Below are 22,985 nucleotides of genomic sequence, written 5' to 3' on the forward strand. Positions count from 1 at the left end.
TTAAACGGATTTAGCTTTGTGGGAAAGGTAGGTTACTCCCCAAACAGCGGTCAAGCACCATAGTACTAATGAAATCAAGGATAGCAATTCATTTTTCAGGGCATTTTCAAATGAAAAAAAGTGATGCTGAAAATCAGGAATCCCACTCCAGTTCTCCTTACCGATCACATGTGACTTCCCGGCAGATCCCTCACTTTTTTTAGGACTGATATGTTCCATTTGGAGTTCATTCATCTTTTGCGCCAGCTCATATCTGTATTTTTCGGCCTGATGTTGAAAATCGACATATGAGGCAAAGTCAGTTCCCGACAGGGCCATTGAAAGGTTTTTTACCGCCATATACGGATTGATTAAAGCTGTTATTTTAGAAAGACTATTCTGTCGCTCATAATTTCTCATCAGTTCATCCAGATGCTTTCTGTATATCATAGAACTGTTTTTCTCTCCTATTCCCATGACGAATCCGCCATAATTAAAGGGGAGATCTTCTACAGAGGATACTTGATGAGCGTTTAATACAGAGTCCTTCATTGAATTGAAATAGGGATCGTCAGGATTATGGCTATCCCCTTTTTGGATCGTCTCCTCTTCTATGAGAGATTCAAATTCCACTTTGGAGGGAGATGGATAAAAATAACTTCCCAATGCCTGCGAGGAACGGGGAAGTAAAACCACCAAAAAAAGCCATATCCCCAGCAAGGTAATCAGTGCATTTTTGGATTTTCGGGAGCTGGCGGAAACTGAGACTGTCACCAGACTAAGAATCATAAAGAACAACGCGTAAATCAGTCCTATGCACAGAAATCTTATCCATACATCCGTAGCGGCTCTCCCCTCTTGTCCAGTCAAAAAATATAGCATTAAGAGCAGGACAGGAATAAAGCAGAGAACGATCAGCGCCAGTAACCCAAGTGATTTCCCGATTAATATTTCTTTCCAGCCCGCGCCTTGAACCAAAATTATTTTCAGTGTACCATTTTCCCTATCTGCGGACACAGCAGAAAATCCCAGAAAAAATATGATCAATGGAAACACTGTCTGAAGTACCATCGCCATGCTAAGCTCACCAAATCTGAGTAAACCGGTAGAAAGGCTGGCTTCAGAGAAATTGACAGAGTTTTGCTTATGGGCTTCCAGAAAAACCGCATTTCCGGTAAAACTCTCGATTCCCGAATCAAACATGCTTAACGGGTATTTAAGCCTAAAGGCAAAAGTGCCAAAATGCGCCATTCTATGCGGGTGCTTATCAGGATTGGACTCCCAGCTCTCCCGGGCCTTCTGCTGATAATTGCTTCGTATCTCATTTTGCTTTTCATAATATGTCCATCCTGAATAAGCGCTGAAGCAAAGCAAAAGCGAAATGATGATCATTAATGGATAGACCACTTTACCCCTGAAAGCATTGACCCAAAAATGCCTGGCTATCAATATGATATTTTCTCTCTTCATGTGTTAATCAAAATTTATAAGCTGCGGTAAGCATCATGTTCCGTGGTGCTCCGGGAAATAATCGCAGGAAGTTCTGCGCCCCTAACCAGTAGGTTCTGTCCATGATGTTATTGACTTTTAGTGTCAGCTGAAAGTCACTTTGCTTGGGCATGTAGTATACAGCAAGATCCCCCAGGACATATTCAGGCAAGGTAAAATCCCGGGTATACCACGGTATTTTGCTCCCACTATACTGAATTCCCAGCCCGACACCCAAGTCATCCAGAAATCCATTTGTGGCCTCAAAATCATACCTCATCCAAAGATTTGCACTGTTGACAGGCGCATTTTCTTTCCTTTTGCCGATCAAAGTCTCGTCCGCGTCCGCCATGATCTCCGCATCGACATAGCTATAGGAGGCATTCACCTGCCAATTAGGTAAAATGTAGCCGTTCAGTTCCAGTTCAATCCCACGGCTCCTATCAGCTCCCCGTTGTACCAAAGAATCCGGGTAATCAGGCAGATTGGCATTCATCAGGATATTTTCTTGATTGATCTCATAAGCAGCCAGTGAGATATTCAGTTTATTGTCTAGAAAATCCCCTTTTGCACCAAGCTCCTTTAAGTCGCTGATGAGCGGTTTGAAACGGGCAGGTGAATTTGGATTCCAGAAAAAGGCTCCTGTACTGGGCATCAGAGTTACCGTATTGGACTGTGGCTGGTATCCTTCCAGATAAGTGGCGTAGATGTTAATGTCCTTACTTATCCCATACACCAATCCGATCCTTGGAATGAGTGTCGAATTTGTAAAACTGGCTTCCTGTCCCGTACCATAATTGGTGATATCTTCAAACCACTCCTGTCGTAGGCTTAGTAAAGATGAAAATTTGCCCAATTTTAATTGGTACTGAATATATACACCATTGGTTGTGGTCAAAGTGGGGGGGATAGCAAAAGTTGAATTGAAGGTATATTCTTCGGTATTTACAGTCGCATAGGTTGGATTGTTCAAGTCAAAGTAAGGCACATTGGGCATGGGTAAAGTAATACCTTTGGACTCATAGGTCAGGTATTCCTGGGCATTCTCAGGATCAAACCTATTGGCCACCAGACCGTTCTCCAAAAGGAATCCGCTTGCAGAATTCTGTCTGCCGCCTTTGGTCTTGTGCCATCTGCTGAGGTCATATCCTACCAATACCTTATGGCCAACACTACCTGTAATGAATTCAGCGTCAAAATAAGTGTTAAGGTTATCTGTATCCCAAAACTGCTGACGGGCGATGTAACGCATACTTACCAGACTGGGCACTTGGCTATTATCAATGTCCACTGCGAAAGCGTTGGTCGTGCGGTGTTCAGCCAAGTCTTCCGTCCAGGTCTGCTTCATATACGCCATATTGAAATTGAGAAAGCTCGCTAACTTCTGACTTAGCGTAGTCATAAATACCAATTCAGTGGATCTAAAATAATCTTCATTGGCACTCAAGCTCCGCCCTATAGGCGTACTGTATAGATCAGTAGCTCCCGATATAGCACCAAAGATTGGTTGTCCCCTATCCAATGTCCCTGTGTTGTCACTATAGATCATTTCCACATTTATTGCGGTTCTGTCATTGGGAACATAGCTGATAGATGGCGATACCAAAAAAGCATCATTCTTTACTAAATCCCGGTATGATTTTCCTTGTTGCAATCCGGCGTTCAGGCGATATAAAAGCGTCTTTTCCTGATTTAAGGGTCCAGTAAAATCCAGGGAACCGCGAAAAGTGGAGAAGCTTCCCACACTCATCTGTATCTCCTTACGGTCTTCCATCAATGGTTTTTTGGTGACTAAGTTGATGGATCCGCCGGGATCCACACTGGAAAAAGTCACAGATGCCGGACCCTTTAACACTTCCACACGCTCAATATTCGTCGTGATCGGTTGGAGAAAAAAGTATTGGTGGGTACGCATTCCATTTAAGATCTGCCCCTCCTCATTTTGGGTGATCCCACGGATGTTATAGTGGTTATAGAATCCAGTAGAGCTCACACCGCTCACAGTTTTGACAGCTTCTGATAACTGATATGCCTGTCTATCGTCAATAAACTCTTTGGTCACCACAGAAAGTGACTGGGGCAATTCCTTATTTTTAACCCCAATCTTGGTAGCCGAAAACGAATAGTCACTGGTATAGTCACGCTGGGCACGTCCCAATACCTCAATAGTCTGCAGCTGTTGCTCATCTTCTTCCAGGATGATATTGCCCAAGTCATAGGTATTCTGTGCGTTAACTTCAAAAGTGTTTCTATAAGTTTTATACCCCAGAAACCTTACCTCCAACTGGAAAGTACTTTCGGCTTCTACTAAAATTTCGAAATGGCCATCAATATCCGTCACCGCTTTTCCCTCTTCATGAGTAGTTTTGATAAGAACCGTCGCACCGGGGAGCGTTGAATTAGTATTGACACGAACATTCCCTGAAATACGAACTTGTGCGTAAGTATGAAGACCTAGAGAAAGAAATAAAAACAGGGTTAAGATAAATGCTGGTTTCATGTGTTAGATCGTTTTCAGGTACAACTCCTGTAATACACTGGCATCCAAATCTTTGGTCAAACTCGTCTGCACCAGTTCTCCTTCTTTCATGATCCCTATTTTAGTTCCCACTTTTACTGCATTGAAAATGTCATGAGTCGCCATAAAAATCGACGTGCCAGCAGCTGCCAGCTCTTGGCAAATCAATGTAAACTCAGAAGTTGCCTTCGGATCAAGCCCTGATGTAGGCTCGTCCATAAAAATGATTTGAGCATGCTTGGAGAGCGCGATAGAAATACCCACCTTTTGGCGCATTCCTTTTGAATAGGTTGATAGCGGAAGCGAATGTACTTCTTCCCGTAAACCTGCTTTATTTAAAAATAACCCCAGCTCCTTTCTGGAATATTTAAATCCCGCCATCCTGCTGAAGAGTTCCAGATTCTCCGTTCCCGAAAGATTTCCATAGAGCTGGACAATCTCCGGGATGTAGGAGATCAGCTTATTGGTAGCAGAAGAGTTGGGCTTTATTTCAATTGAATTGATCAATGCCTTCCCACTTGTTGGCTGGATCAATCCCAGAAAAATATTGATTGTGGTTGTTTTTCCTGCCCCGTTCTGTCCGAGTAAACAAAATACTTCTCCTTTTTCAATCTTAAGGTTAAGGCCCTTGAGCGCCTGGAATGTACCATAACTTTTTGTTAGTTCGATGGCTTCAAGCATGTGGTCGTATAAGTTTAATATTAAATGCAACAATGTGGCAAAAGTAATTCACAGCATACTCTTATGCAACATTGTGGCGATTTTAAAATTAAACTCCGACTCTGCCCACCGTCAGCTTTCTTATCGACCCCCGGTCCTAACCTATTGCTATTAGTTGAGCACTATTGCAGCCAATACGAAAATTAAAAAAAAACCATCTCCAGTGTTCGACATGAGGTTTCCACACATTTACCCACTACAGACAGATTTTTTTGAAGTGGGTAAAGCCATGGAAGGTGCCTTGTCTATGAAGCAGAAGATGGGTGATTAGACGCAGAATCCTTCTGCTCTAGTAAAAATTAGCGAATAGCTGATTTTGGTTACAAACTTAACTCTATGGGCTAACAGGATTACTTTCCCCTGATTTTCATCAGAAAAAATGTAATGCTAAACCCCAGAAAGCCCAAAACGCAAGACAAAATGATAGCCCCAACCAGGTACTGATGAAGTTGCAGATAAATTGTCTCCGTGGTTATTTTGGAAAAATCGGGAATCAACACTTTCTCTGACACAAAAAAACTTCCGAAAAAGTAGCTGGACAAAATGATCACAGGGATCAGCGGGGGCAAACTTATATTTGAAAAGGTAAGGACAATGACCCTATTAAGTTTCAGCAGGCTTGCCACAAAAAATGCAGCAATCATCTGAAATCCCCAAATCGGAAACACACCAAAAAACAGCCCCAATCCCACCGCTCCGGCCATGTGGACGGGGTCGTCCTGATGCCTCTGAAATTCTCTCCTAATCTGGGTAAAGATATTACGTTCCCCTTTAGAGAAGATAAGACGCTTTGGTGCATAATAGACCAAGGCCAACACAAACAGCACTGAATTCAAAACTGAAATCCTGCTGAAATCGGTTAATGGACGAAAGTGACTGACCCTGTCTTCAGGATAATTTACCTGGACCGGCACTTCCTTGATCGGAATATCATCCCATGCCAGTCGGACAATAACTTCTATCTCAAACTCAAACTTCTTGGTAAACCATCTCTTTTGTGCAACCGCCACCAGCGGATAAGCCCGAAATCCCGTCTGGGTATCAGAGAGCCTGATCCCGGTCTCTACCCAAAACCAGAAATTACTGAAGTTATTCCCGAAGCTGCTTTTCCTCGGAATGTTCTCCTGCGTCATATTCCGGGAACCCATCAGAATAGTATCAGTCTCTAGGAGTTGGATCTGATCCAGGAGATCCTGGATGTTTTCAGGCTCATGCTGGCCGTCAGAATCAAGGGTAATGGCATACTCAAACCCCTGTCCGAATGCATGTTCAAATCCTTTTCTCAATGCGTATCCTTTACCCTGATTGTTTTCATAGCTGATAGAATCCAATTCAGGAAATGCGTTCAGGATGGACTCCGTATTATCTGTAGAACCATCATTTACCACCAATAAGTCAGGGCAGATCGGCAAGACTCCGGATATTACCTCTCTGAGCGTTGCTTCATTGTTGTAAGTAGGGATGATGATGCAAACTTTCTTTTCCATCAAACCTGCGTATAAACACCTTTCATTTTAAAAAAAACCGTATCTCCTGAAAATAGATTTGCTTCTATTTTCAGCCCATCCTCTACATCTGTGTGTTTAATCCCCAAACGCACAGTATCATTTTTTGCAGGATTCAGTACAGACAGGAATTTGATGCTTAATGCTGTCTTAAGATGAAATTCTTTCCCAAAGAGTCGCTGAAGTGAAAACCTGACCGCCTCGACCATAATTACGCCGGGAAGGATTGGGGTTCCGGGAAAATGTCCCTCGAAAACAGGACTATTTTCCTGCACCTTAACTTCCATCGTCGACTCCGTTTCTGCCTGGGAAACGACAGTAATTCCGATTGTTTGATCAAAAGCTATCTGCTGCATTTTATTGAAAAATTGATGCGGGAATCGCAGTATTTATTCTCTGGTTGTTAAAAATGATTTCCGTGAAATCATTTTGATTTTCAAACATTTTCAGCTCATCGAGCAGCAGCGTTTTCTCATCAAAGACCAGTTCTATCTTTGCCAGTCGCTTAGCCATACGCTTATCCATTGGCACTAGTGTGATGGACATTTTTCCATTCTTGCCATGAAAGCTCTTATCAAATAAAGGATCATTCAAAATAGATCCATCCACCGTACTGAGAATAAACTGCCTAAACATACTCATCTGCATATTCAAGCCAGTGGATTTTCTAATAGATTCACCATCAAACTGAATTAGCTCATCTTTACTTAGGATAAAGTAAGTGGCGCTTGGCTCCTGCTGCTCCCAGCGGATTTTGTCCGCGTTTTCGTAGTAAAAAAGACCTTTGGACACAAGTGGCTCATCAAAAAGAACACTCTGTTTGTGCTGGGTAAAATCAGCCGTTATGGATTTTACAGTCTTGTAATATTCTTGGAGCTTGGTGGCAAAAGCTGCATCCTGATCCTGGGCAAAAACAGGGGCAGATAGTGTGATAAACAATAGAAGTGTAACTAAATAGCGCATTTAATTCAATTCAGCTTTTGTGGTCAAATTTCTTCTTTTCAATTCCCCTATCAAGGGTTCCAGTATCGAAACTGTGAGCGGTTGCGTATCATGCAAGAGTACAATATCTGATCCTTTTATTTTCAGCTTCAGATTTTCAAGGAGTTTTTCAGGGTCTTTTTTGACAGTATCATAGCTTCTCACTGTCCACCCTACCGCCTGCAGACCGCACTTCCTGAGTGCAAAGGCGATGGTTGGATTTGTAACTCCAAATGGAGGCCGATACCAGTTGCCCGCCTCCGGGACTACAGTCTGCAATACTTCATGTCCTGCACTGATATCCAGGGTGGTTTTCTTTCTGCCCCAAAGACCGATCATAGGATCATGACTGTATGAATGACTCCCCAATAGATGCCCTTCCGCATGCATTCTCCGAATAAGGGCTTCATTGCCTTGGATCTTTTTGCCGATCAGGAAAAACATCGCTGTTGCATCATGCTTTTTCAGAATATCCAATACCAATGGAGTATTTACAGGATCTGGGCCATCATCAAAACTAAGCAAAACATTGTTTTCTGTAGTTTTCATGAGGTAGCTAACAAAAAACTGCGGCTTAATAGCCATAGCCATTCCAAACAAAAAAACCGATAAGCCAACTGCCAGAGCAATCAGGTATAAGTCGGGAATTGAGGTCATCAAAATTACACCCGCAAGCAGAACAGCTATTCCCAAAGTAGCCTGGACTTTACTCATGGCTAAGTAATGTTAACCCCAAACCTGTGGTTGAATTGGCACAGATTAAGACATGTTGATACGCTTTCTCTGATAAATACGAGCATCCCAAATGCATCGCTAAGCCTGAATTAGTCATATACATTCCAACTAATTCTGCCACAGATCTTTGATCCATGCCGCAGGTACTTATCAAATCATCTGTGGTAAGAAGTAAACAGGATTTCTTGTCAATCCGGTTTTTCAATAGAAAAGCATCGCTTTCTTCAGGAAGGCTTCCTGCTTTGGTCTTGATCAAAATATCCTTTACAAAAATCTCTGAGGGGATATCTGCACTAAGGTGAAAAAACGATGCCCCTTCGCCATACCGGGAAATTTCCCTCTCCTCATAGCCCACCTCTCTGGCCAGCTTATTAAGCAAGGGAATATGCTCATCCGCCGCACCAAGAAGGATATTCCCCACTCCGAATTGGGATTGAAGAACCGCATCTTTGAGCGCATTTTCAAATGAAAAACTCCGCTGCACATGAGTCATATTATAGGCATGATTTTTCAGCTGAAGGGCAATCTGCCCGGATAGCGTATTGTGGCTGGACTGGGTGAAGGCCGTCGGTGAATTCAAACCTGTTGCAGAACCGTAAATAAGATTCAAAAACTTCTCGGTATCTGACAGATTACCCAACCCTGTTGCCACAATTATTGCATCCCAGTCCAAGACTGGCTTTTGGGAAACAGTCAATCCGCACATCAAAGCCATTTTGGTGATTTTTGACATCCTGCGCAATGCCATTACAGGGATTACCGTTTTATAGTCTGGGTCAAAAGCGTTGAATTCTTGCAGATCCTCCTTCAAACCCAACACATGGATGCCTTTCCAAAAGCCCTGGGCAGAGATCGAAACCGCTTGATGGATGTATAGTTTTTGCATCAGTTCCCGGAAAAAATCAAAGAAGTGGAATTCCCACCAAATCCGAATGAATTTGACATGGCGTGTCTTACCTCCTTTGAAACAGTTTTACGTAAAAGTGAAGGAGAAGCTGTCATCGGCTCGGCCAGACTGAAATTTCCGAAAGCACAGTTTTCCAGTAAACTCTGCACTGCAAACACAGCTTCTATAGCTCCAGAAGCAGCCAAGGTGTGCCCTGTCGCTCCTTTGGTAGAGCTGAAGTCCGGCAAGCTTTCCTTGAAAACAGCATCCATCGCCGCCAATTCTGATGAATCATTATTCTGTGTTCCCGTGCCATGCGCATTGATATAGTCAATCTGATCAGGCCTAAGAGCTGCTGTTTCAAGGGCAGCGCGCATGGCTTGTTGCGCACCGATTCCATCTGGGGAAGTACCTGTGCTGTGAAATGCGTCATTGCGGTTCGCCCAGCCTGAGAGTTTCGCCAGGCAGCGATTACCGCTTTCCTTTACACCCTGGTCACTTTCCAAAAGCAAATAAGCAGCACCTTCACCCAGATTCAGCCCCCGTCGGTTGGCATCAAACGGCTGGCACAGGTGGGCATCATAGACCATCAAGGATTTAAACCCTTCGATTGTAAAGTTGCACAACGCGTCAGTTCCGCCTACCAGCACCCGATTATATTCTCCCGATTGGATTAATTGTGCTCCGAACATGATTGCGTTGGCGGAGGATGAACAGGCAGTAGAAATTGTATCCACATACTCAAAGTCACCCACTTGTTCAGCGATATAAGCTGAGTTTGCACCTAGGTCATGCATTTGAAAAAGAGCTGCATCGCCCTGGTTTCCCTTGGCTATTTCAGAAAAATAGTGTTCACTGCGGTCCATCCCCCCTACAGTGGTCCCATTGATAAATGCAGTGGGAATTCGTGAATCAAACACGGTACCGCCCAAGGCTTCTTTGGCTGCTAAGATCCCCAACAAGGCTGTTCTTGAGGTGTAAACCGAAAAAGCAACTTTACCTAATTCGGAAAGTTGCTGATTAGTAAAAGGTACTTTCCCGGCATAGTAGTACTGCCCATCCCGCTGATAATGGCCTATGCCTATCATCCCGGATATGAGCTGATTGAAATGATGCTTCGCACTGATACCCAAAGCACTCACTATCCCTAGACCGGTAATATTAATCTTTGTCAAGACCGGCTCTTTACGATGAACTCTGCAAGTGTATTCACTGACTTAAAAACTTCCTTTCCCAAGTCCGGGTTATCCAGTACTACTCCAAAATGATTGTCCAGGATTACAATAATCTCCAATGCATCAATTGAATCCAATCCTATTCCTGCATCCCCGAAAAGCGGCTGGTCATCTGCAATGTCTTCCGGAGTCAGATCTTCCAAATTCAACTGCTCGATTAGATGCCCCTTTATTTCTTCCTGTAAGCTCATAGTTATATACTTATATCGTCATTTTTATTCCTGCAGCTTCCACCAAATAAAGCTGCAGCTGATAATTCTCCTGAAATACATCTATCCAGCCCCCAAGGCAGTAGGTGGCCTTTCCTCCGGAAATCAGTAAATTTGCTTCCATCGCCCATTCTTCAAAATCAAAATCCGGCTTCAAAATAAGCAGATTTTCACCATACCATTTATTCCTGATCGCTATTTCGCCCATCATGATGTTCGGCAAGGTATATACAAAGACTGCAGGGCTGACTTTAGCTCCTTCTTGGATAAGTTTCTGATGTTTTGAATCGGAATCCAAACTGGATTGCCCATTAAAGAAAACCTGGGCAACTTCATCATCACGGAAGACTAGCTTAGCCTCCTTCAATAAGTATTCTGATCCCAAAAACGCCAGCTGGCATAGCTTATCCATTTTGTAAAACTTGGAATAGGGAATATCCAGCTTCTTGAATGCTGCCTTTGAGAACGCGGAAAAATCTCCATCTTCATGGAAAAAAACAGGTGTTCCGTTGACGGTAATACTGCCCTTTGCTATGCTACAGGAAGAGATTACATGGATAGCCATCTTACAGCCTTTCGATTAAAACTGCTGCATTACAGCCCCCAAAACCCGATGCCGTTTTCAATGCCAAGCGGATGTCTGTTTCAAGATTTTGTGTCAGGACATTGAGCATTGCCTCTGTCCCCGCATTTTCACACCCCAGTGTTTTGAGAAGCAAATTCATTCGCATACTCTGCATTGTCATCGCTAGCTCCACAAGACCACTGGCCCCAAGGGTATGTCCAAAATAGCCCTTCAAGCTATTCAAAGGAGTTTTCCCCAATCCCAGCCGCCCGAAAGCCTTGGCTTCCATTTCATCATTGTATAGTGTCCCGGTTCCATGAGCTGATATAAACTGAATCTGATCCGCGGATTTACTGCTGTACTTCAGTGTTTTCGAAACTGCCCTGTAGAGTCCCTCACCTGTTCGGGATGGACCGGAAATATGATTTGCATCATTGCTTGTAGCGCCACCCAGGTACTGAAAAAGGCTGGATTTGAATAGACTTTTATCCTTCGAAAGCACAACGCTTGCTGCTGCTTCCCCCAGATTCAGTCCCTTTCTGTCTTGATCAAAGGGTTTACACTGAGCAGCATCCAACGCAAAAAATGACTCAAACCCAAGTGTGATAAATTCACTGAGTAAATCTGCCCCGACCACAAGCGCATGATCGATTTGATCAGCGGCGATCCTATCGGCGGCATAGATCAATGCTGACAACCCCGAAATGCAGGCACATGAGACCACCTTTCCCTCACAGGAAAACGGCAGTTCCTTCTGAAGCCGCTGCATTAAATAATGGGGATTAGATCGATCCACATCTCCATTTTTCAACTGGATAATTTCTCCCTTGGTAGTACTCAACACAAAGAGCCAGCGTTCTTCCTGTTGATGGACAAAATGTAGTTCTTCCAAACTCCCACGACAACTTTCTCCTGCAAATTCCACTAGAGGGGAGTCTGTAGAGAAGGAAGAGTCCTCAAATTTAGCGGCATGTAGTTTTGAGATCCCGGGAAAGGGTTGTTCTAATTTCTTTAGGCCGGTTCTTCCCTGTACAGCATTTGAAAATGCTTCCTGGATACCCCATCCTAAGGGTGAGATTATATTTTCCCCGCCTACAAAAACTCTTATTTTTCCAGCCATGCTTGATTGGACTTCCATGTTTCAAAAACAGCAGGGGTATTCAACTGCAGTTCCATGTCTTCATTCACGAACACCTGGGTAGTTTCTCCTATGGCAGCCAGCTTGTCGGTGGTTTCATTATAAACCGTGTATTTGTAAATGACTTTGGCTGCCTGGCTGTACTGTAGCCGCGTGACCAGACGGGCTACATGGCCAAATTTCAATACCGATTTAAACTTCATTTTAGTATCCACTATGGGCAAAATCAACTTGTTTTCATAGAGATCATGGTAGGACATGCCATATTTGAGACCGAGATTTTCCCGGCCATCTTCAAAAAACTTCAGGTAATTCCCATGCCACACAATGCCCAATGAATCCACTTCAGAAAAACGGATATTGACCAGTATTTCGTCCTCTATATATTTCATATGAATATAATTTGTCTTTCAAGGGCCATATGGAATCTCGCATGCATTATAATCATCCCTCTGTGTGACTCTTGAGTCATGCTCGATTTCATCTGTTTATGATTTGCTTTTTAGCGGTCATATGGAATCTCGCATGGTAGATAATCATCTCTCTGTGTGCCGTACTTCGTCATGTTCGATTTCAGGGATTGGTCACAATTTTCATTTCGCACTCCATCAGCAATTCATCCAAGATAAAGCATTTACCTCTGATCAAATTAATATTAAATACCTCCTGCAGGATTTCCACATGGGTTGTAATCGTCTGCGAGGCTGCCGCTAAACCGACAACTTTCACTTTATTTATACCACCAATAAACCCTAGTGGGACTTCTTCTCCTACTTCCCTAGCTTCCAGTCCCACCATAGCAGCGGCTGTCTGGGCGATATTTTCCAGCATTCCCGATTCAGAAAAAAGATCGTGGCTTACAAAGATATTCCCTGTTTCAATATCAAGTTCTGTTTGGATTTTACCTTTCGAATAGGCAACGACCCTACTAAGCATCACCATCGGCGCACGTTGGGGAATTAAGGAGATAACAGGGATTTTATGTAATTGTTGGGATGAAAGCATTAAGATGGATCTTGGTAAAAATCATAGTAGTTGAACCACTGCTCTGGATATTGCTTCACTTTTTCTTCCAATGCAGTGACATAATTCTCAACAATTTCCTGGATTTTCCCCTCCGCTTTAGCTGGCTTGGTGGCGCTGAACTCGTACCCAAATTTACTGTGCTTCACCGCAAAAATGAAAGTATATTCTGCTTTTAGCTTATTGACAATCGAGAATGGTCCTTCGGGAAAGTGTGCTTTCGAATTTAGAAAATTTGCCACAATGGTTTTCGATCCCGGCAAAAAACGATCAGCATTGATGCAGATCAGCTCCTTTTGCTTGTAGTGTTTATAGATTTTCACCAAATGGGACATGTCTTCTTTGATCGGAATGATATTAAAACCGGGTTTCGATCCGATCTTTTCCAGGTAGCTGTTGATTTTCTCCTCCTCATTTTCGAACATCACCACATTCAGGGGCACATCCAGGTTTTGTAGTAGGTTGCCGGCAATATCCCAATTACCCACATGGGCAGAAAAAACAAAGCCTCCCTGACCTGATTTAGCCATACGGATCAGCTGGTCCTCACCCTTCTGACGGTAGAAAATATCGCTGCCCAACTCCATAGCCAAGGCGATCTTATCGAGAATACTCTGTGCCAACAAAAAGAAATTGGCCTTGCATAAAGCTTTTGATTTCCTAAGGGAAAAGCCCATGTGATTTTGATAGAAATCAAGGATATGCAGCTTGGGTTCTCCAGCAAAGAGATAGTAATAAAAGGAAATTATCCTCAACAAAATGTACGTATTGGACAAACCAAAAATGCGCAGAGAACCTACTACTATTTTATATCCGAGAACATTCCCCTTGCTTCTACCCGTCCACGAGGCCATTACTCTGCACTCACTTTATCAAAAATCAGATCGTAAAAATCCTGATAGGTAGTTACAGCCTTGAAATCTTCTCCAGTCACTTTGAAGCCAAAGTTATTCTCAATCACCACTACCAAATCCACGTAATCCAAACTATCCAGTTCCAATGTATCTTTTAAGCTGGCATTGGGAACAATGACGCTTTCATCCACCTCAAACTCTTCCACAAGGAAGCTATTTATCCTATCTATTACGGTTTCCTTCGTCATACTTTCTTTATAATTAAAGTCGAATTAGTACCTCCGAACCCGAAAGAATTGGAGACTACATTCCTTAACTCAGCTTTCTTTGAATGTGCAATAATATTAAGTTCCGAAGAAACTTCATCTGGATTTTCGAAATTAATGTTCGGCGCAATGAAATCATTCTGCATCATCAGTAGGCAATAAACTATCTCGCTGGCCCCTGCCATCCAGCATTCGTGGCCTGTCATAGACTTGGTAGAACTGATTGGGGTTTTTGATCCAAATACCTCTTGAAGTGCCATCCCTTCAAACCTATCTCCCACCGGAGTGGATGTGGCATGCGCATTTACATAGTCGATTTCTTCTGGACCCAGGCCAGCACCCTTCAGCGCCATCCTGATTGATCTTACCTGCCCCTCCACATTGGGGTTGGAGATATGCTCTCCGTTTGAAGAAAAACCATAACCTACCAATTCTGCTAAAATAACAGCTCCACGGGCTGTCGCAGACTCATAGCTTTCAATAATCAGGGTGGCGGCACCACCACTGGCCACCAGCCCATCCCTATCCCTGTCAAAGGGACGACAGGACGCTTTGGGGTTTTCCTCACGGGAAGAAAATACGCCCAGCCCATCAAAACTCCCAAATGCCAATGGATTCACTTCCTGTGCCCCGCCGACAATGATCATATCCTGCATGCCTGCTTTGATCAACTGATACCCCATTCCTATGGCGTGTGACCCTGAAGCGCAGGCAGCACTGACCGTATAGTTGATTCCTCGCAGCTTGTAGATCGTCGCCAGATTCATGGTGACCGTACTGTTCATCGATTGGAAAATAGATCCTGAGCCTACCAGGGTGGTATCCTTCTTCGCCCGGATTGTATCTACGGCCTCTATCACCGCCTTTGCTGAGGAGTCGTTTCCATAAATGATCCCCACCTCATTCTTCTCAAAATAGGAAAGATCCAATCCGGCTGTTTTCAACGCCTCCTCGGTGGCCACCACAGCATATTTAGCCTCTTCACTTAGGGTATTTCGCTGCTTTCTGTTTAAGACAGCTTTCAAATCAGGCTCTTCTACCAATCCGGCAAGTTTAGACCGAAATCCCATTTCTTCTCTGGCCGGATCAATGGAAATGCCACTCAACCCATTTTGCAGGGAATGCAAAACCTCCTGAAGATTTTTGCCAATACAGGAATAAATTCCCATTCCCGTGATCACTACCCTGCTCATGAAATCCCTCCGTTTATGTTGATTACTTCTCCGGTGATGTAGGCGGCTTTATCGGAAACAAGAAATGAAACAGTGCCTGCTACCTCTTCGGGTGTACCAAATCTATTCATTGGAATCAGTTTTTTCAATTCATCCTCCGGCAAATCCTGAGTCATATCAGAATGTATAAATCCCGGAGCTACGGCATTCACCGTTATTTTTCTCTTGGCAACCTCCTGTGCCAAAGACTTTGTAAAGGCAATCATCCCGCCTTTGGAAGCAGAATAATTGGTTTGTCCGGGAACGCCTTTTACTCCTGCAAAGGAAGCGACATTGATGATACGTCCATATCTTTTCCTTACCATATGATTGATTACAGCTTTGGTCACATTATAAGTCCCCCGTAAGTTGACATCAATCACTTGGTTAAAATCATCTTTTTCCATGAAAACCAGCAAATTGTCCTTCGTGATCCCCGCGTTGTTCACCAAGACTTTAATCTGATCTTCCGGGTTTGCCTTGATCCAGGTATCTATTGCTTCAGTGGTCTTACCGTAGTCCTGTACAAGGAATTGCATCAACTCCCCGGAACCTCCGTTCGCCTCTATAGCCGCTAAAGTCTCCAATGCAGCTGCTTCATTGCCGGCGTAATTAATCAAAATATGAAACCCATAATCCTGGGCCAGCGTGAGGGCAATGGTTTTCCCAATGCCTCTGGAGGCTCCTGTGACCAAACAACACTCTCTCATTTTATAATCCTTCTTTACTTTGTAATAACTTGGTCTTTAATCTGGCCAATCCTTCGTAATTCGGCTTATCAGTCTTTATCACGTCTATTTCTTCTCTCACAAAATCATACAAACCCTTCGAAGCCGAAGAAAGTCTTCCGTAGCTCTGATCAATGTCTATTGCCTGCGCAACAGCAACCAACTGGACAGACAATACCTCAAAGGTATTATTTATCACCCGCTCTGCCATGAGCGCTGAGTTGGTACCCATACTCACGATATCCTGATTATCCCCATTATTGGGAATGGAGTGAATATACACCGGTGTACTCAGGGATTGGTTTTCTGCGGTGGTGCTGACTGCTGTGAACTGCATCCCTTGCAAGCCGAAATTGAATCCCAATTTACCCATATTCAGGAATGCAGGGAATTTATTGTTCAAGCGCTCATTCATCAGGTAATTGATCTGCCTCTCCATGAGCATGCTCAGCTTGGTTATTCCAATTTTAAGCTTATCCATCTCAAAGGAAATGTAATCCCCGTGAAAATTACCCCCATGGTACACATTCTCCGTATCGGCACAGACAATCGGGTTATCGTTTGCCGAATTAATCTCTTCTTCCACAATTTTCTTGGCATTCAAAAAAGCATCGTAAATAGGCCCGATGATCTGGGGAACACATCTAAGGGAATAATATTCCTGTACTTTTTCGGAGAAAAATTCCTGACCGTGTATGTATTTCTCATTGAAAAGATGGTCATGCCTGTTTTTCAATACATTCCCGTCAGCCAAAAATTCCCGCATTTTCCTGGCTACAAAGTGCTGTCCCGGATGTAGTTTTGTACCATTCAGCTCCTCACTGAAGGAATCAGTATAAGAGGCCGTCAATTCATTCATCACTGAAGAGGCCAGTATACTGTAATATAAGAGCTTTGAAGTATGGATCAGATTAATCGTGGCCAACCCGCTCATACTGGAAGTACCATTGATCAGCGACAACCCATCCCTGAGCTGCAGCTCAGCCGGCTTGATACCGGCCATCCCTAGCGCTTGCGTCACAGGCATTACTCCATCTTTGTAATATGCCTTTCCCTCACCGATCAATCCCAACGCTAAATGCGCCAGCTGAACCAGATCTCCACTTGCCCCGACTCCGCCATGCTGTGGAATAAGCGGATAAATTCCCTGCTCAATAAAACCTGCCAAGGTCACCAAAACCTCTGGGCTCGTACCGGAAAAACCCAGGGCCAGGGTATTTAACCTGCAAATCATGATGATTTTGGTAGCTTCCGGAGAAAGAAAATCACCCGTGCCATTGGCATGGCTGCGAATGAGATTATACTGAAGTTCCTTAAGGTCTTTATCGGCTACACGATACTGAGCCATGGGCCCAAAGCCCGTATTAATTCCATAAATCACTTTGTTTTTGGAGAATTCCCTTAAAAACTCGAAAGAGCGGATTGATCTCTTCAATTGAGTTTCAGACAACACATAGGTTGAATTATTTCTGAAAAACCCTTTAATATCCTCCAACTGCAGATAATCACTCGGCAGATTTTCTTTCATATGATTATAATTTGTTTTTAAAGGCCATATGGAATCTCGCATGGTGAATAATCATCCCGGTGTGTGACGTTTTCGTCATGCTCGATTTCATCTGTTTATAATTGTTTTAAAATGGTCACATGGAATCTCGCATGCATTATAACCATCCCTGAGTGTGACTTTTGAGTCATGCTCGATTTCATATTTCCCGAATCTTGTATTCAACAAAACTAGGACATTTCGTAATCCCGATAAACCCGCACCCCTATTTAAACGAATATTTAAATGAGTTTCAAAGAACTTCGGTCGGTAGATTGTAATATTGCAGGTTGAGACCACGGATCCGGAAGTTGAATTTTTATGCGTCAATTGAATAGATACCTCCCTGTATTTCTTTTTATCCTAGTGCTTCTGGCGGGTGCTTTCAGCGCTTCGAATCTGAACATCCATGAAAACCTAAACAAGTCCATTCCCAGTAACTTAGACCTGGACACCTTGCAACCAGTGATTGACAAAGGTGAACGTGCGGTCTTTTTCTCCCTTGATATCCGGGATTTCCAAGGTGACAAGTACAAAATTGACAGTGCCGGAAATGCACTGCTTAACAGCCTGGGTAAAAACATCGGCTCACAGCTTGGAGGGCTTCAATATCGTTCAGATATAGATCCTGACCTCTTCAATTCCTTTGTCCAGGACCATCTTTATCTATTCCTGGAGGAAAAAGATTACGCAGCTATTGATAGCTTATTGCAACGGGAAAATCTTGTATCAACCTTACTTGCAAACAAAAAAGCGCTTGGCAGTATTCAGGGTTTTGGAATGGGACAGAACATCTCTTCTGACCCGCTTCATTTCAGTCATTTAGCTTATAAAAACCTTTCAAAAGGTCTTTCTCTCCAAAACATGCTTACCACTGAAGGGCTGTACATCTCCACGGATGGCAAGAGCCTTATGATCAATGGCGAGCTTATTTTTGACCCTAAGGAAGTTAGTAGCGTACAGCTTCTTGATTCCCAACTGGCAGATTTCAGGGATTCCTGGAATCAGGATCCCTCCCATGCGAAACTCGATTATTTCGGCTCATTTGCCATTGTCTCCGCAAATGCAGATCAGATTAAGAAAGACATTATTCTCACGGTTAACTTAGCGCTGCTCTTCATTGTCGGACTGCTTTACTTTTATTACCGAAAGCTTTCCACCATTCTGTTTTTTGTGCTTCCCGGTGTATTTGGAATCGCCGCATCAATTACCTTGGTTTATCTGTTCGCAGGGGGAATTTCTGCCTTGGCATTGAGTGCAAGTGCGGTGATCATGGGAATAGTGGTGGATTATTCGTTCCACTTTTTTTCACACCTGAGTCAGGACAAGGATGCCATAAAAACCCGGAACAACATAGCATTCCCACTGATCATCAGCAGTATCACTACAATTACCGCCTTCTTTTCCCTGACTTTTGCAACTTCCCAGGCATTAAGGGACTTTGGTATGTTCACCGGTCTGAGCCTGCTGTTTACGCTACTTTTTATCCTGTTCCTTTTGCCGGACCTGATCCGGCTGTTCGGCAAAAAAACGATGCAAAACGGCAGCGTAAAACTGGATAGCCTGATTGAAAAGTTTGGCTCAGAGAATGCCAGACAGCCTAACTGGATACTACCGGTTATTTTACTGGTAACAGGATTTCTTGCCTTTCACGCAAGTGATGTGGAATTTGAGAATGAGCTTACCAAACTTAATTTTTATCCGGAGGCACTCAAAAAGAAGGAAGTAGCACATCAAAACCTGGATCCTGATTCCCAAAAGCGAATTACTATTGTAGCCTATGGCAAAACTGATCAAGAAGCAGCTGAGCATAACAGGGCTCTTTTCCAAACACTTACTCAAAACCCCGCAGGTATAGATCAGGAGGTGAATTCTATTGGTTCATTTATCATTCCTGAGAAAGAAGTCCTACAAAAATCAGAAGCCTGGATATCTTTTTGGGACAAAAAAGGAGAAGAGTTTACCCATCAATTTACGACAGTTTCCGATTCCTTGGGCTACAGTAGCCGCGCTTTTTCTCCCTTTCTGAACAACCTAAAATCTATTCCGGAAAAGATCAACCCGTTTGAATTTGCCGCACAATCTGAAAGCCTTCAAAAACTGATTTTTCAGGATCGGAACACGAATATCCTCACTACGGTGGTATTTGGCAAGGATCATTATGGACAGCTGAAAGAAACAATTGCCTCAGTTCCGGGAACATTTATCGTAGATGGTGAAAGTGTGGCAGAATCACTGGTCAATTCCGTTAAAGCTGATTTTAACCTGCTCCTGGTCATCGCCAGTGCATTGGTTTTTGTGACTATGTTGATAGTCTATGGCAGATTGGAATTAACGCTGATTTCATTTCTGCCAATGGTGTTGAGCTGGATCTGGATTTTGGGATTGGCGGCACTTTTCGACATCAAGTTCAACTTCATCAATATCATGATCGCTACGATCATCTTCGGCTTGGGAGATGATTTTGCCATTTTCATTACCGATGGATTGCAGACCAAATACACCTATGGTAAAAACGGGCTGGCTACAAACAAAGCAGGGATCTTACTTTCCTCTATCAGTACAATTATCGGGACAGGGGTCCTGTTTTTCGGTCAACATCCGGCTATCCGGTCTATAGCTGCCGTCAGCGTGATCGGGATCAGTACCATCGTGCTGCTGAGTTTTGTGGTGCAGCCGTTTTTGTACCGCATGCTTATCACTAGACGCACAGATCAGGGCAAGCCTCCCTATACGATTTTAGAGCTGGTTATAAGCATTTTTGCTTTTACTTTTTTCTTCCTTGGATGCATGATCAGTACACTTCTGACCTTAATAGTGTTGATTCTACCTTTCTGGAAGGTGAAGAGCAAAAAATTGTTTGTACATAGACTGATCCAGTTTTTCACCTGGTCTCTTTTGAAATTCATGGTGTTGCTTAAGAAACGCTACTACAATTACGAGCTGCTTGACTTTTCCAGACCGTCGGTAATTATAGCAAACCACAGCTCCTTTTTGGACATTTTGTATATAGCGATGCAGCACCCAAAAATCTCTTTTCTGGTTGGCCCATGGGTATACAATTCTCCTATTTTTGGCAGGTTCATCCGTTTTGCTGATTATATCCCGGCATTTCTTCCAATTGAGGACAGCCTGGAAAAACTGCAGGGGCTGGTCGCAGACGGCTACTCTATTTTAGTGTTTCCTGAAAGCCATCGATCTGTAGACGGTAAAATGACGCGATTCCACAAAGGCGCATTTTACCTGAGCGAATTGCTTCAAATTGACATTACACCGATACTGCTGCATGGACTGCACTATAGTTTACCCAAAGGGGATTATTACGTCAAGAGCGGCGACATAACTATGAAAATCCTTCCCAGGATCCCAAATTCGGACGCACGCTTTGGTCATGGGTATAGCCAACGGGCAAAGAACATCACCAAGTATTTCAAGGAGGAACATGCTCGGTTCACCTTACAAAGAGAAGATGCAGACTATCTGAAAGCTCCGCTTACCTATGCATATCTGTACAAAGGGCCTGTTTTGGAGTGGTATTTTAAAATAAAGTATAGTCACGAAAAGCATAATTACGAGCTGATTCACCGGGAGTTGACCGGAAAAAGTAGAATCTATGATCTGGGATGCGGCAATGGGTTTTTGGCTTATTTTCTGAAACTGAAGGACTCTGGAAGAAAGATCATCGGGATAGATTACGACGAAAACAAAGTAGCCGTTGCTGAAAACTGCTACCTGAACGATGGCTCTATGGGGTTCATTTCAGCGGATCTCGCAGAGGTAGAGCTCCTTTCCTCTGAAGCAATTATTTTGATGGATGTTTTGCATTACCTGAGTCCTGAGAAAAGAGTCTCGGTATTAGAGAAGTGCCTCGCAAGCTTAACAAAAGACGGTATTCTGATCATCAAAGACGGCCTATCCAGTGATTTTGAAAAACACAAATGGACTCTTAATTCGGAGAAGTGGAGCACAAAATGGCTAAAATTCAACAAAGTAACAGATGAACTCTCTTTTTTCGACCTAGCTTATATAGAAAACTGGGTCGCAGAAAATCATTTGGAAATGAGAATCCTGTCAGCGTCCAAGGACTCAAGCAATACATTGATGGCGATTAAAAGGCGTTCGTTGTAAACTTTATTTTTCAGCTATATCTGCAGCTTTGTTTTCAATCTCGATCACTTTTGCCAAAGTTGACAATATGGTCCGATGCTTCCTCACAAATGGATTGGCATTATCCCAAACATGCCCCGCCAATACGGAGCATATCTTTTTTTTGATTTCCGAATTAATCTTTGGATTAAAGAAAATGGTCTGCAGCTCCCCGTTATACCAGCCATTGACATAGGATCGAAAAACCTCAATGCCATGTTGCATTTCATCCTCATAAGCAGTTTGCCAATCTACGGATTCGCCATTTAATTCCTTCTCGACTAATTTTGCCGCCAGCAAGCCGGAAACTGTAGCCAACGTAACACCTGAAGAAAATACCGGATCCAGAAATTCCGTAGAATTCCCGCACAACACATAGCCCTTACCATACATTTGCTTCACTCCTACCGAGTATCCTAAAATCATGGCAGGATCACGCTGATACGCAGCATCGGTAAATCTCCCGTCCAGCAGTTCAAAACTTCTCACGAAGTCTAAATACGCTTTAAAATCATCCGCTGCAAAAGCCTTTGTCTCCTCAGTCTCGGAAACCAGACCGACACTTGCCGTCCCATCGGAAAATGGAATCACCCAAATCCAGGAGTTTTTATCGTCAAAAGGGTAGATAAAAATATCATCCCCTTCTCTACCTGTTCTCTTTTGATCTACAAAATGTGCAAATACTGCACCTCTTGGTTTTTGAGTTGATGGTTTCTCTAAGTCTAACAACCTGGGCAGTACACGCCCATATCCGCTCGCATCCATTACAAATGCTGCTTCAACAGTCTTTTCCTCCCCTCCCCGCCCATAAGTCACTGAACGGCGTTCTCCATCAATAGCCACCACGGTCACGGTACTCCCAAAAATAAACTGAACACCATTTGCCTTGGCAGCATCCACCAGGTCCTGATCAAAATGTATCCGCTGCACATTCCAGGTCCAATCCCAGGATTTGGAGAATTGCTGGCTGAATAAAAATGAGCATGTTTGGTTTTTCCTGTTGTAATAAGAGGCACCCATCTTCTTTTGGTAGCCTTTTTCAAGTAAAGAAGGCATCAAGCCTGCTTCTTCTAAAGAATCCATGCACCTTGGAAGGAGACTTTCTCCAATCACAAATCTCGGAAATCCCTCTTTCTCCAGCACAACCACCTCAAAGCCCTGCTTTGCCAGATAACTGGAAGCTACAACTCCGGCGGGACCTGCACCGATCACTACTATTTTATCCATACCAAACCTTTGCCCGCTTCCCAGC

21 protein-coding genes are annotated in these 22,985 nt (G+C 43.5%); 1 reads left to right on the forward strand and 20 read right to left on the reverse strand.

The genetic code is table 11. The features are described from left to right. The 19 genes from AS141_RS10340 to AS141_RS10430 form a co-directional block, all read right to left on the reverse strand. Positions 1-1,449 (reverse strand): ABC transporter permease, encoded by a 1,449-nt coding sequence (locus AS141_RS10340; protein WP_057937561.1) that lies wholly within the window; start codon positions 1,447-1,449, stop codon positions 1-3. A 7-nt stretch (positions 1,450-1,456) separates the two neighbouring features. Continuing rightward, positions 1,457-3,967, reverse strand: coding sequence for a TonB-dependent receptor (locus AS141_RS10345; RefSeq protein WP_057937562.1), 2,511 nt, complete (start codon positions 3,965-3,967; stop codon positions 1,457-1,459). Positions 3,968-3,970: 3 nt separating this feature from the next. Next, positions 3,971-4,666 carry an ABC transporter ATP-binding protein gene (locus AS141_RS10350; protein ID WP_057937563.1) on the reverse strand — a complete coding sequence of 232 codons (696 nt, stop codon included), beginning with the start codon at positions 4,664-4,666 and terminating at the stop codon, positions 3,971-3,973. A 389-nt stretch (positions 4,667-5,055) separates the two neighbouring features. Beyond that, positions 5,056-6,192, reverse strand: coding sequence for a DUF2062 domain-containing protein (locus tag AS141_RS10355; protein WP_057937564.1), 1,137 nt, complete (start codon positions 6,190-6,192; stop codon positions 5,056-5,058). Continuing rightward, entirely contained in the window at positions 6,192-6,566 is a 375-nt protein-coding gene (locus AS141_RS10360; protein ID WP_057937565.1) for a hotdog family protein, read from the reverse strand. Before AS141_RS10360 ends, AS141_RS10355 begins: the two co-directional genes overlap by 1 nt. 1 nt (position 6,567) lies before the next feature. Beyond that, positions 6,568-7,173, reverse strand: coding sequence for a LolA family protein (locus AS141_RS10365; RefSeq protein WP_057937566.1), 606 nt, complete (start codon positions 7,171-7,173; stop codon positions 6,568-6,570). Further along, on the reverse strand, positions 7,174-7,905 hold the full coding sequence (locus tag AS141_RS10370) for a polysaccharide deacetylase family protein (protein ID WP_057937567.1): 732 nt from the start codon (positions 7,903-7,905) through the stop codon (positions 7,174-7,176). It lies immediately after the preceding gene. Beyond that, positions 7,898-8,812, reverse strand: coding sequence for a beta-ketoacyl synthase chain length factor (locus AS141_RS10375; protein WP_057937568.1), 915 nt, complete (start codon positions 8,810-8,812; stop codon positions 7,898-7,900). Before AS141_RS10375 ends, AS141_RS10370 begins: the two co-directional genes overlap by 8 nt. Beyond that, positions 8,812-9,987, reverse strand: a complete 1,176-nt coding sequence (locus AS141_RS10380; RefSeq protein WP_057937569.1) for a beta-ketoacyl-[acyl-carrier-protein] synthase family protein — start codon at positions 9,985-9,987, stop codon at positions 8,812-8,814. The genes AS141_RS10375 and AS141_RS10380 overlap by 1 nt, the downstream gene beginning before the upstream one ends. Continuing rightward, positions 9,984-10,238, reverse strand: coding sequence for a phosphopantetheine-binding protein (locus AS141_RS10385; RefSeq protein ID WP_057937570.1), 255 nt, complete (start codon positions 10,236-10,238; stop codon positions 9,984-9,986). The genes AS141_RS10380 and AS141_RS10385 overlap by 4 nt, the downstream gene beginning before the upstream one ends. A gap of 10 nt (positions 10,239-10,248) precedes the next feature. Next, the gene (locus AS141_RS10390) at positions 10,249-10,821 is read right to left on the reverse strand and encodes a beta-ketoacyl-[acyl-carrier-protein] synthase family protein (protein ID WP_057937571.1); all 573 of its coding nucleotides are present in this window, start codon (positions 10,819-10,821) and stop codon (positions 10,249-10,251) included. 1 nt (position 10,822) lies between these two features. Further along, positions 10,823-11,941 carry a beta-ketoacyl synthase N-terminal-like domain-containing protein gene (locus AS141_RS10395; RefSeq protein WP_057937572.1) on the reverse strand — a complete coding sequence of 373 codons (1,119 nt, stop codon included), beginning with the start codon at positions 11,939-11,941 and terminating at the stop codon, positions 10,823-10,825. Continuing rightward, a complete protein-coding gene (locus AS141_RS10400; protein WP_057937573.1) occupies positions 11,926-12,351 on the reverse strand; it encodes an acyl-CoA thioesterase in 426 nt (141 codons plus the stop codon). The genes AS141_RS10395 and AS141_RS10400 overlap by 16 nt, the downstream gene beginning before the upstream one ends. A 181-nt stretch (positions 12,352-12,532) precedes the next feature. After that, positions 12,533-12,964: a hypothetical protein gene (locus tag AS141_RS10405; RefSeq protein WP_057937574.1), complete on the reverse strand. Its 432-nt coding sequence runs from the start codon at positions 12,962-12,964 to the stop codon at positions 12,533-12,535. Then, positions 12,964-13,836, reverse strand: coding sequence for an LpxL/LpxP family acyltransferase (locus AS141_RS10410; RefSeq protein ID WP_057937575.1), 873 nt, complete (start codon positions 13,834-13,836; stop codon positions 12,964-12,966). The genes AS141_RS10405 and AS141_RS10410 overlap by 1 nt, the downstream gene beginning before the upstream one ends. Then, the gene (locus AS141_RS10415; RefSeq protein ID WP_057937576.1) at positions 13,836-14,084 is read right to left on the reverse strand and encodes an acyl carrier protein; all 249 of its coding nucleotides are present in this window, start codon (positions 14,082-14,084) and stop codon (positions 13,836-13,838) included. The genes AS141_RS10410 and AS141_RS10415 overlap by 1 nt, the downstream gene beginning before the upstream one ends. Beyond that, the gene (locus AS141_RS10420; RefSeq protein ID WP_057937577.1) at positions 14,081-15,295 is read right to left on the reverse strand and encodes a beta-ketoacyl-[acyl-carrier-protein] synthase family protein; all 1,215 of its coding nucleotides are present in this window, start codon (positions 15,293-15,295) and stop codon (positions 14,081-14,083) included. The genes AS141_RS10415 and AS141_RS10420 overlap by 4 nt, the downstream gene beginning before the upstream one ends. Then, positions 15,292-16,023 (reverse strand): 3-oxoacyl-ACP reductase FabG, encoded by a 732-nt coding sequence (gene fabG, locus AS141_RS10425; protein WP_057937578.1) that lies wholly within the window; start codon positions 16,021-16,023, stop codon positions 15,292-15,294. Before fabG ends, AS141_RS10420 begins: the two co-directional genes overlap by 4 nt. A 1-nt stretch (position 16,024) precedes the next feature. Next, a complete protein-coding gene (locus AS141_RS10430) occupies positions 16,025-17,569 on the reverse strand; it encodes an HAL/PAL/TAL family ammonia-lyase (protein WP_057937579.1) in 1,545 nt (514 codons plus the stop codon). Between the two features lie 339 nt (positions 17,570-17,908). Between AS141_RS10430 and AS141_RS10435 the strand changes: the two genes are divergently transcribed. Then, positions 17,909-21,715 carry an MMPL family transporter gene (locus tag AS141_RS10435; protein WP_057937580.1) on the forward strand — a complete coding sequence of 1,269 codons (3,807 nt, stop codon included), beginning with the start codon at positions 17,909-17,911 and terminating at the stop codon, positions 21,713-21,715. Positions 21,716-21,718: 3 nt separating this feature from the next. Here the strand turns inward: AS141_RS10435 and AS141_RS10440 are convergent, their stop codons facing one another. Further along, positions 21,719-22,960: an NAD(P)/FAD-dependent oxidoreductase gene (locus AS141_RS10440; protein WP_057937581.1), complete on the reverse strand. Its 1,242-nt coding sequence runs from the start codon at positions 22,958-22,960 to the stop codon at positions 21,719-21,721. Positions 22,961-22,985 lie beyond the last annotated feature (25 nt).

This window comes from Algoriphagus resistens, from assembly GCF_001442615.1.
Taxonomy (GTDB): domain Bacteria; phylum Bacteroidota; class Bacteroidia; order Cytophagales; family Cyclobacteriaceae; genus Algoriphagus; species Algoriphagus resistens.

Coding starts and splice junctions, on each gene's coding strand:
- AS141_RS10340 (WP_057937561.1), bottom strand. CDS start 1,449: ATGAAGAGAGAAAATATCATATTGATAGCCAGGCATTTTTGGGTCAAT.
- AS141_RS10345 (WP_057937562.1), bottom strand. CDS start 3,967: ATGAAACCAGCATTTATCTTAACCCTGTTTTTATTTCTTTCTCTAGGT.
- AS141_RS10350 (WP_057937563.1), bottom strand. CDS start 4,666: ATGCTTGAAGCCATCGAACTAACAAAAAGTTATGGTACATTCCAGGCG.
- AS141_RS10355 (WP_057937564.1), bottom strand. CDS start 6,192: ATGGAAAAGAAAGTTTGCATCATCATCCCTACTTACAACAATGAAGCA.
- AS141_RS10360 (WP_057937565.1), bottom strand. CDS start 6,566: ATGCAGCAGATAGCTTTTGATCAAACAATCGGAATTACTGTCGTTTCC.
- AS141_RS10365 (WP_057937566.1), bottom strand. CDS start 7,173: ATGCGCTATTTAGTTACACTTCTATTGTTTATCACACTATCTGCCCCT.
- AS141_RS10370 (WP_057937567.1), bottom strand. CDS start 7,905: ATGAGTAAAGTCCAGGCTACTTTGGGAATAGCTGTTCTGCTTGCGGGT.
- AS141_RS10375 (WP_057937568.1), bottom strand. CDS start 8,812: ATGCAAAAACTATACATCCATCAAGCGGTTTCGATCTCTGCCCAGGGC.
- AS141_RS10385 (WP_057937570.1), bottom strand. CDS start 10,238: ATGAGCTTACAGGAAGAAATAAAGGGGCATCTAATCGAGCAGTTGAAT.
- AS141_RS10390 (WP_057937571.1), bottom strand. CDS start 10,821: ATGGCTATCCATGTAATCTCTTCCTGTAGCATAGCAAAGGGCAGTATT.
- AS141_RS10395 (WP_057937572.1), bottom strand. CDS start 11,941: ATGGCTGGAAAAATAAGAGTTTTTGTAGGCGGGGAAAATATAATCTCA.
- AS141_RS10400 (WP_057937573.1), bottom strand. CDS start 12,351: ATGAAATATATAGAGGACGAAATACTGGTCAATATCCGTTTTTCTGAA.
- AS141_RS10405 (WP_057937574.1), bottom strand. CDS start 12,964: ATGCTTTCATCCCAACAATTACATAAAATCCCTGTTATCTCCTTAATT.
- AS141_RS10410 (WP_057937575.1), bottom strand. CDS start 13,836: ATGGCCTCGTGGACGGGTAGAAGCAAGGGGAATGTTCTCGGATATAAA.
- AS141_RS10415 (WP_057937576.1), bottom strand. CDS start 14,084: ATGACGAAGGAAACCGTAATAGATAGGATAAATAGCTTCCTTGTGGAA.
- AS141_RS10420 (WP_057937577.1), bottom strand. CDS start 15,295: ATGAGCAGGGTAGTGATCACGGGAATGGGAATTTATTCCTGTATTGGC.
- fabG (WP_057937578.1), bottom strand. CDS start 16,023: ATGAGAGAGTGTTGTTTGGTCACAGGAGCCTCCAGAGGCATTGGGAAA.
- AS141_RS10430 (WP_057937579.1), bottom strand. CDS start 17,569: ATGAAAGAAAATCTGCCGAGTGATTATCTGCAGTTGGAGGATATTAAA.
- AS141_RS10435 (WP_057937580.1), top strand. CDS start 17,909: ATGCGTCAATTGAATAGATACCTCCCTGTATTTCTTTTTATCCTAGTG.
- AS141_RS10440 (WP_057937581.1), bottom strand. CDS start 22,960: ATGGATAAAATAGTAGTGATCGGTGCAGGTCCCGCCGGAGTTGTAGCT.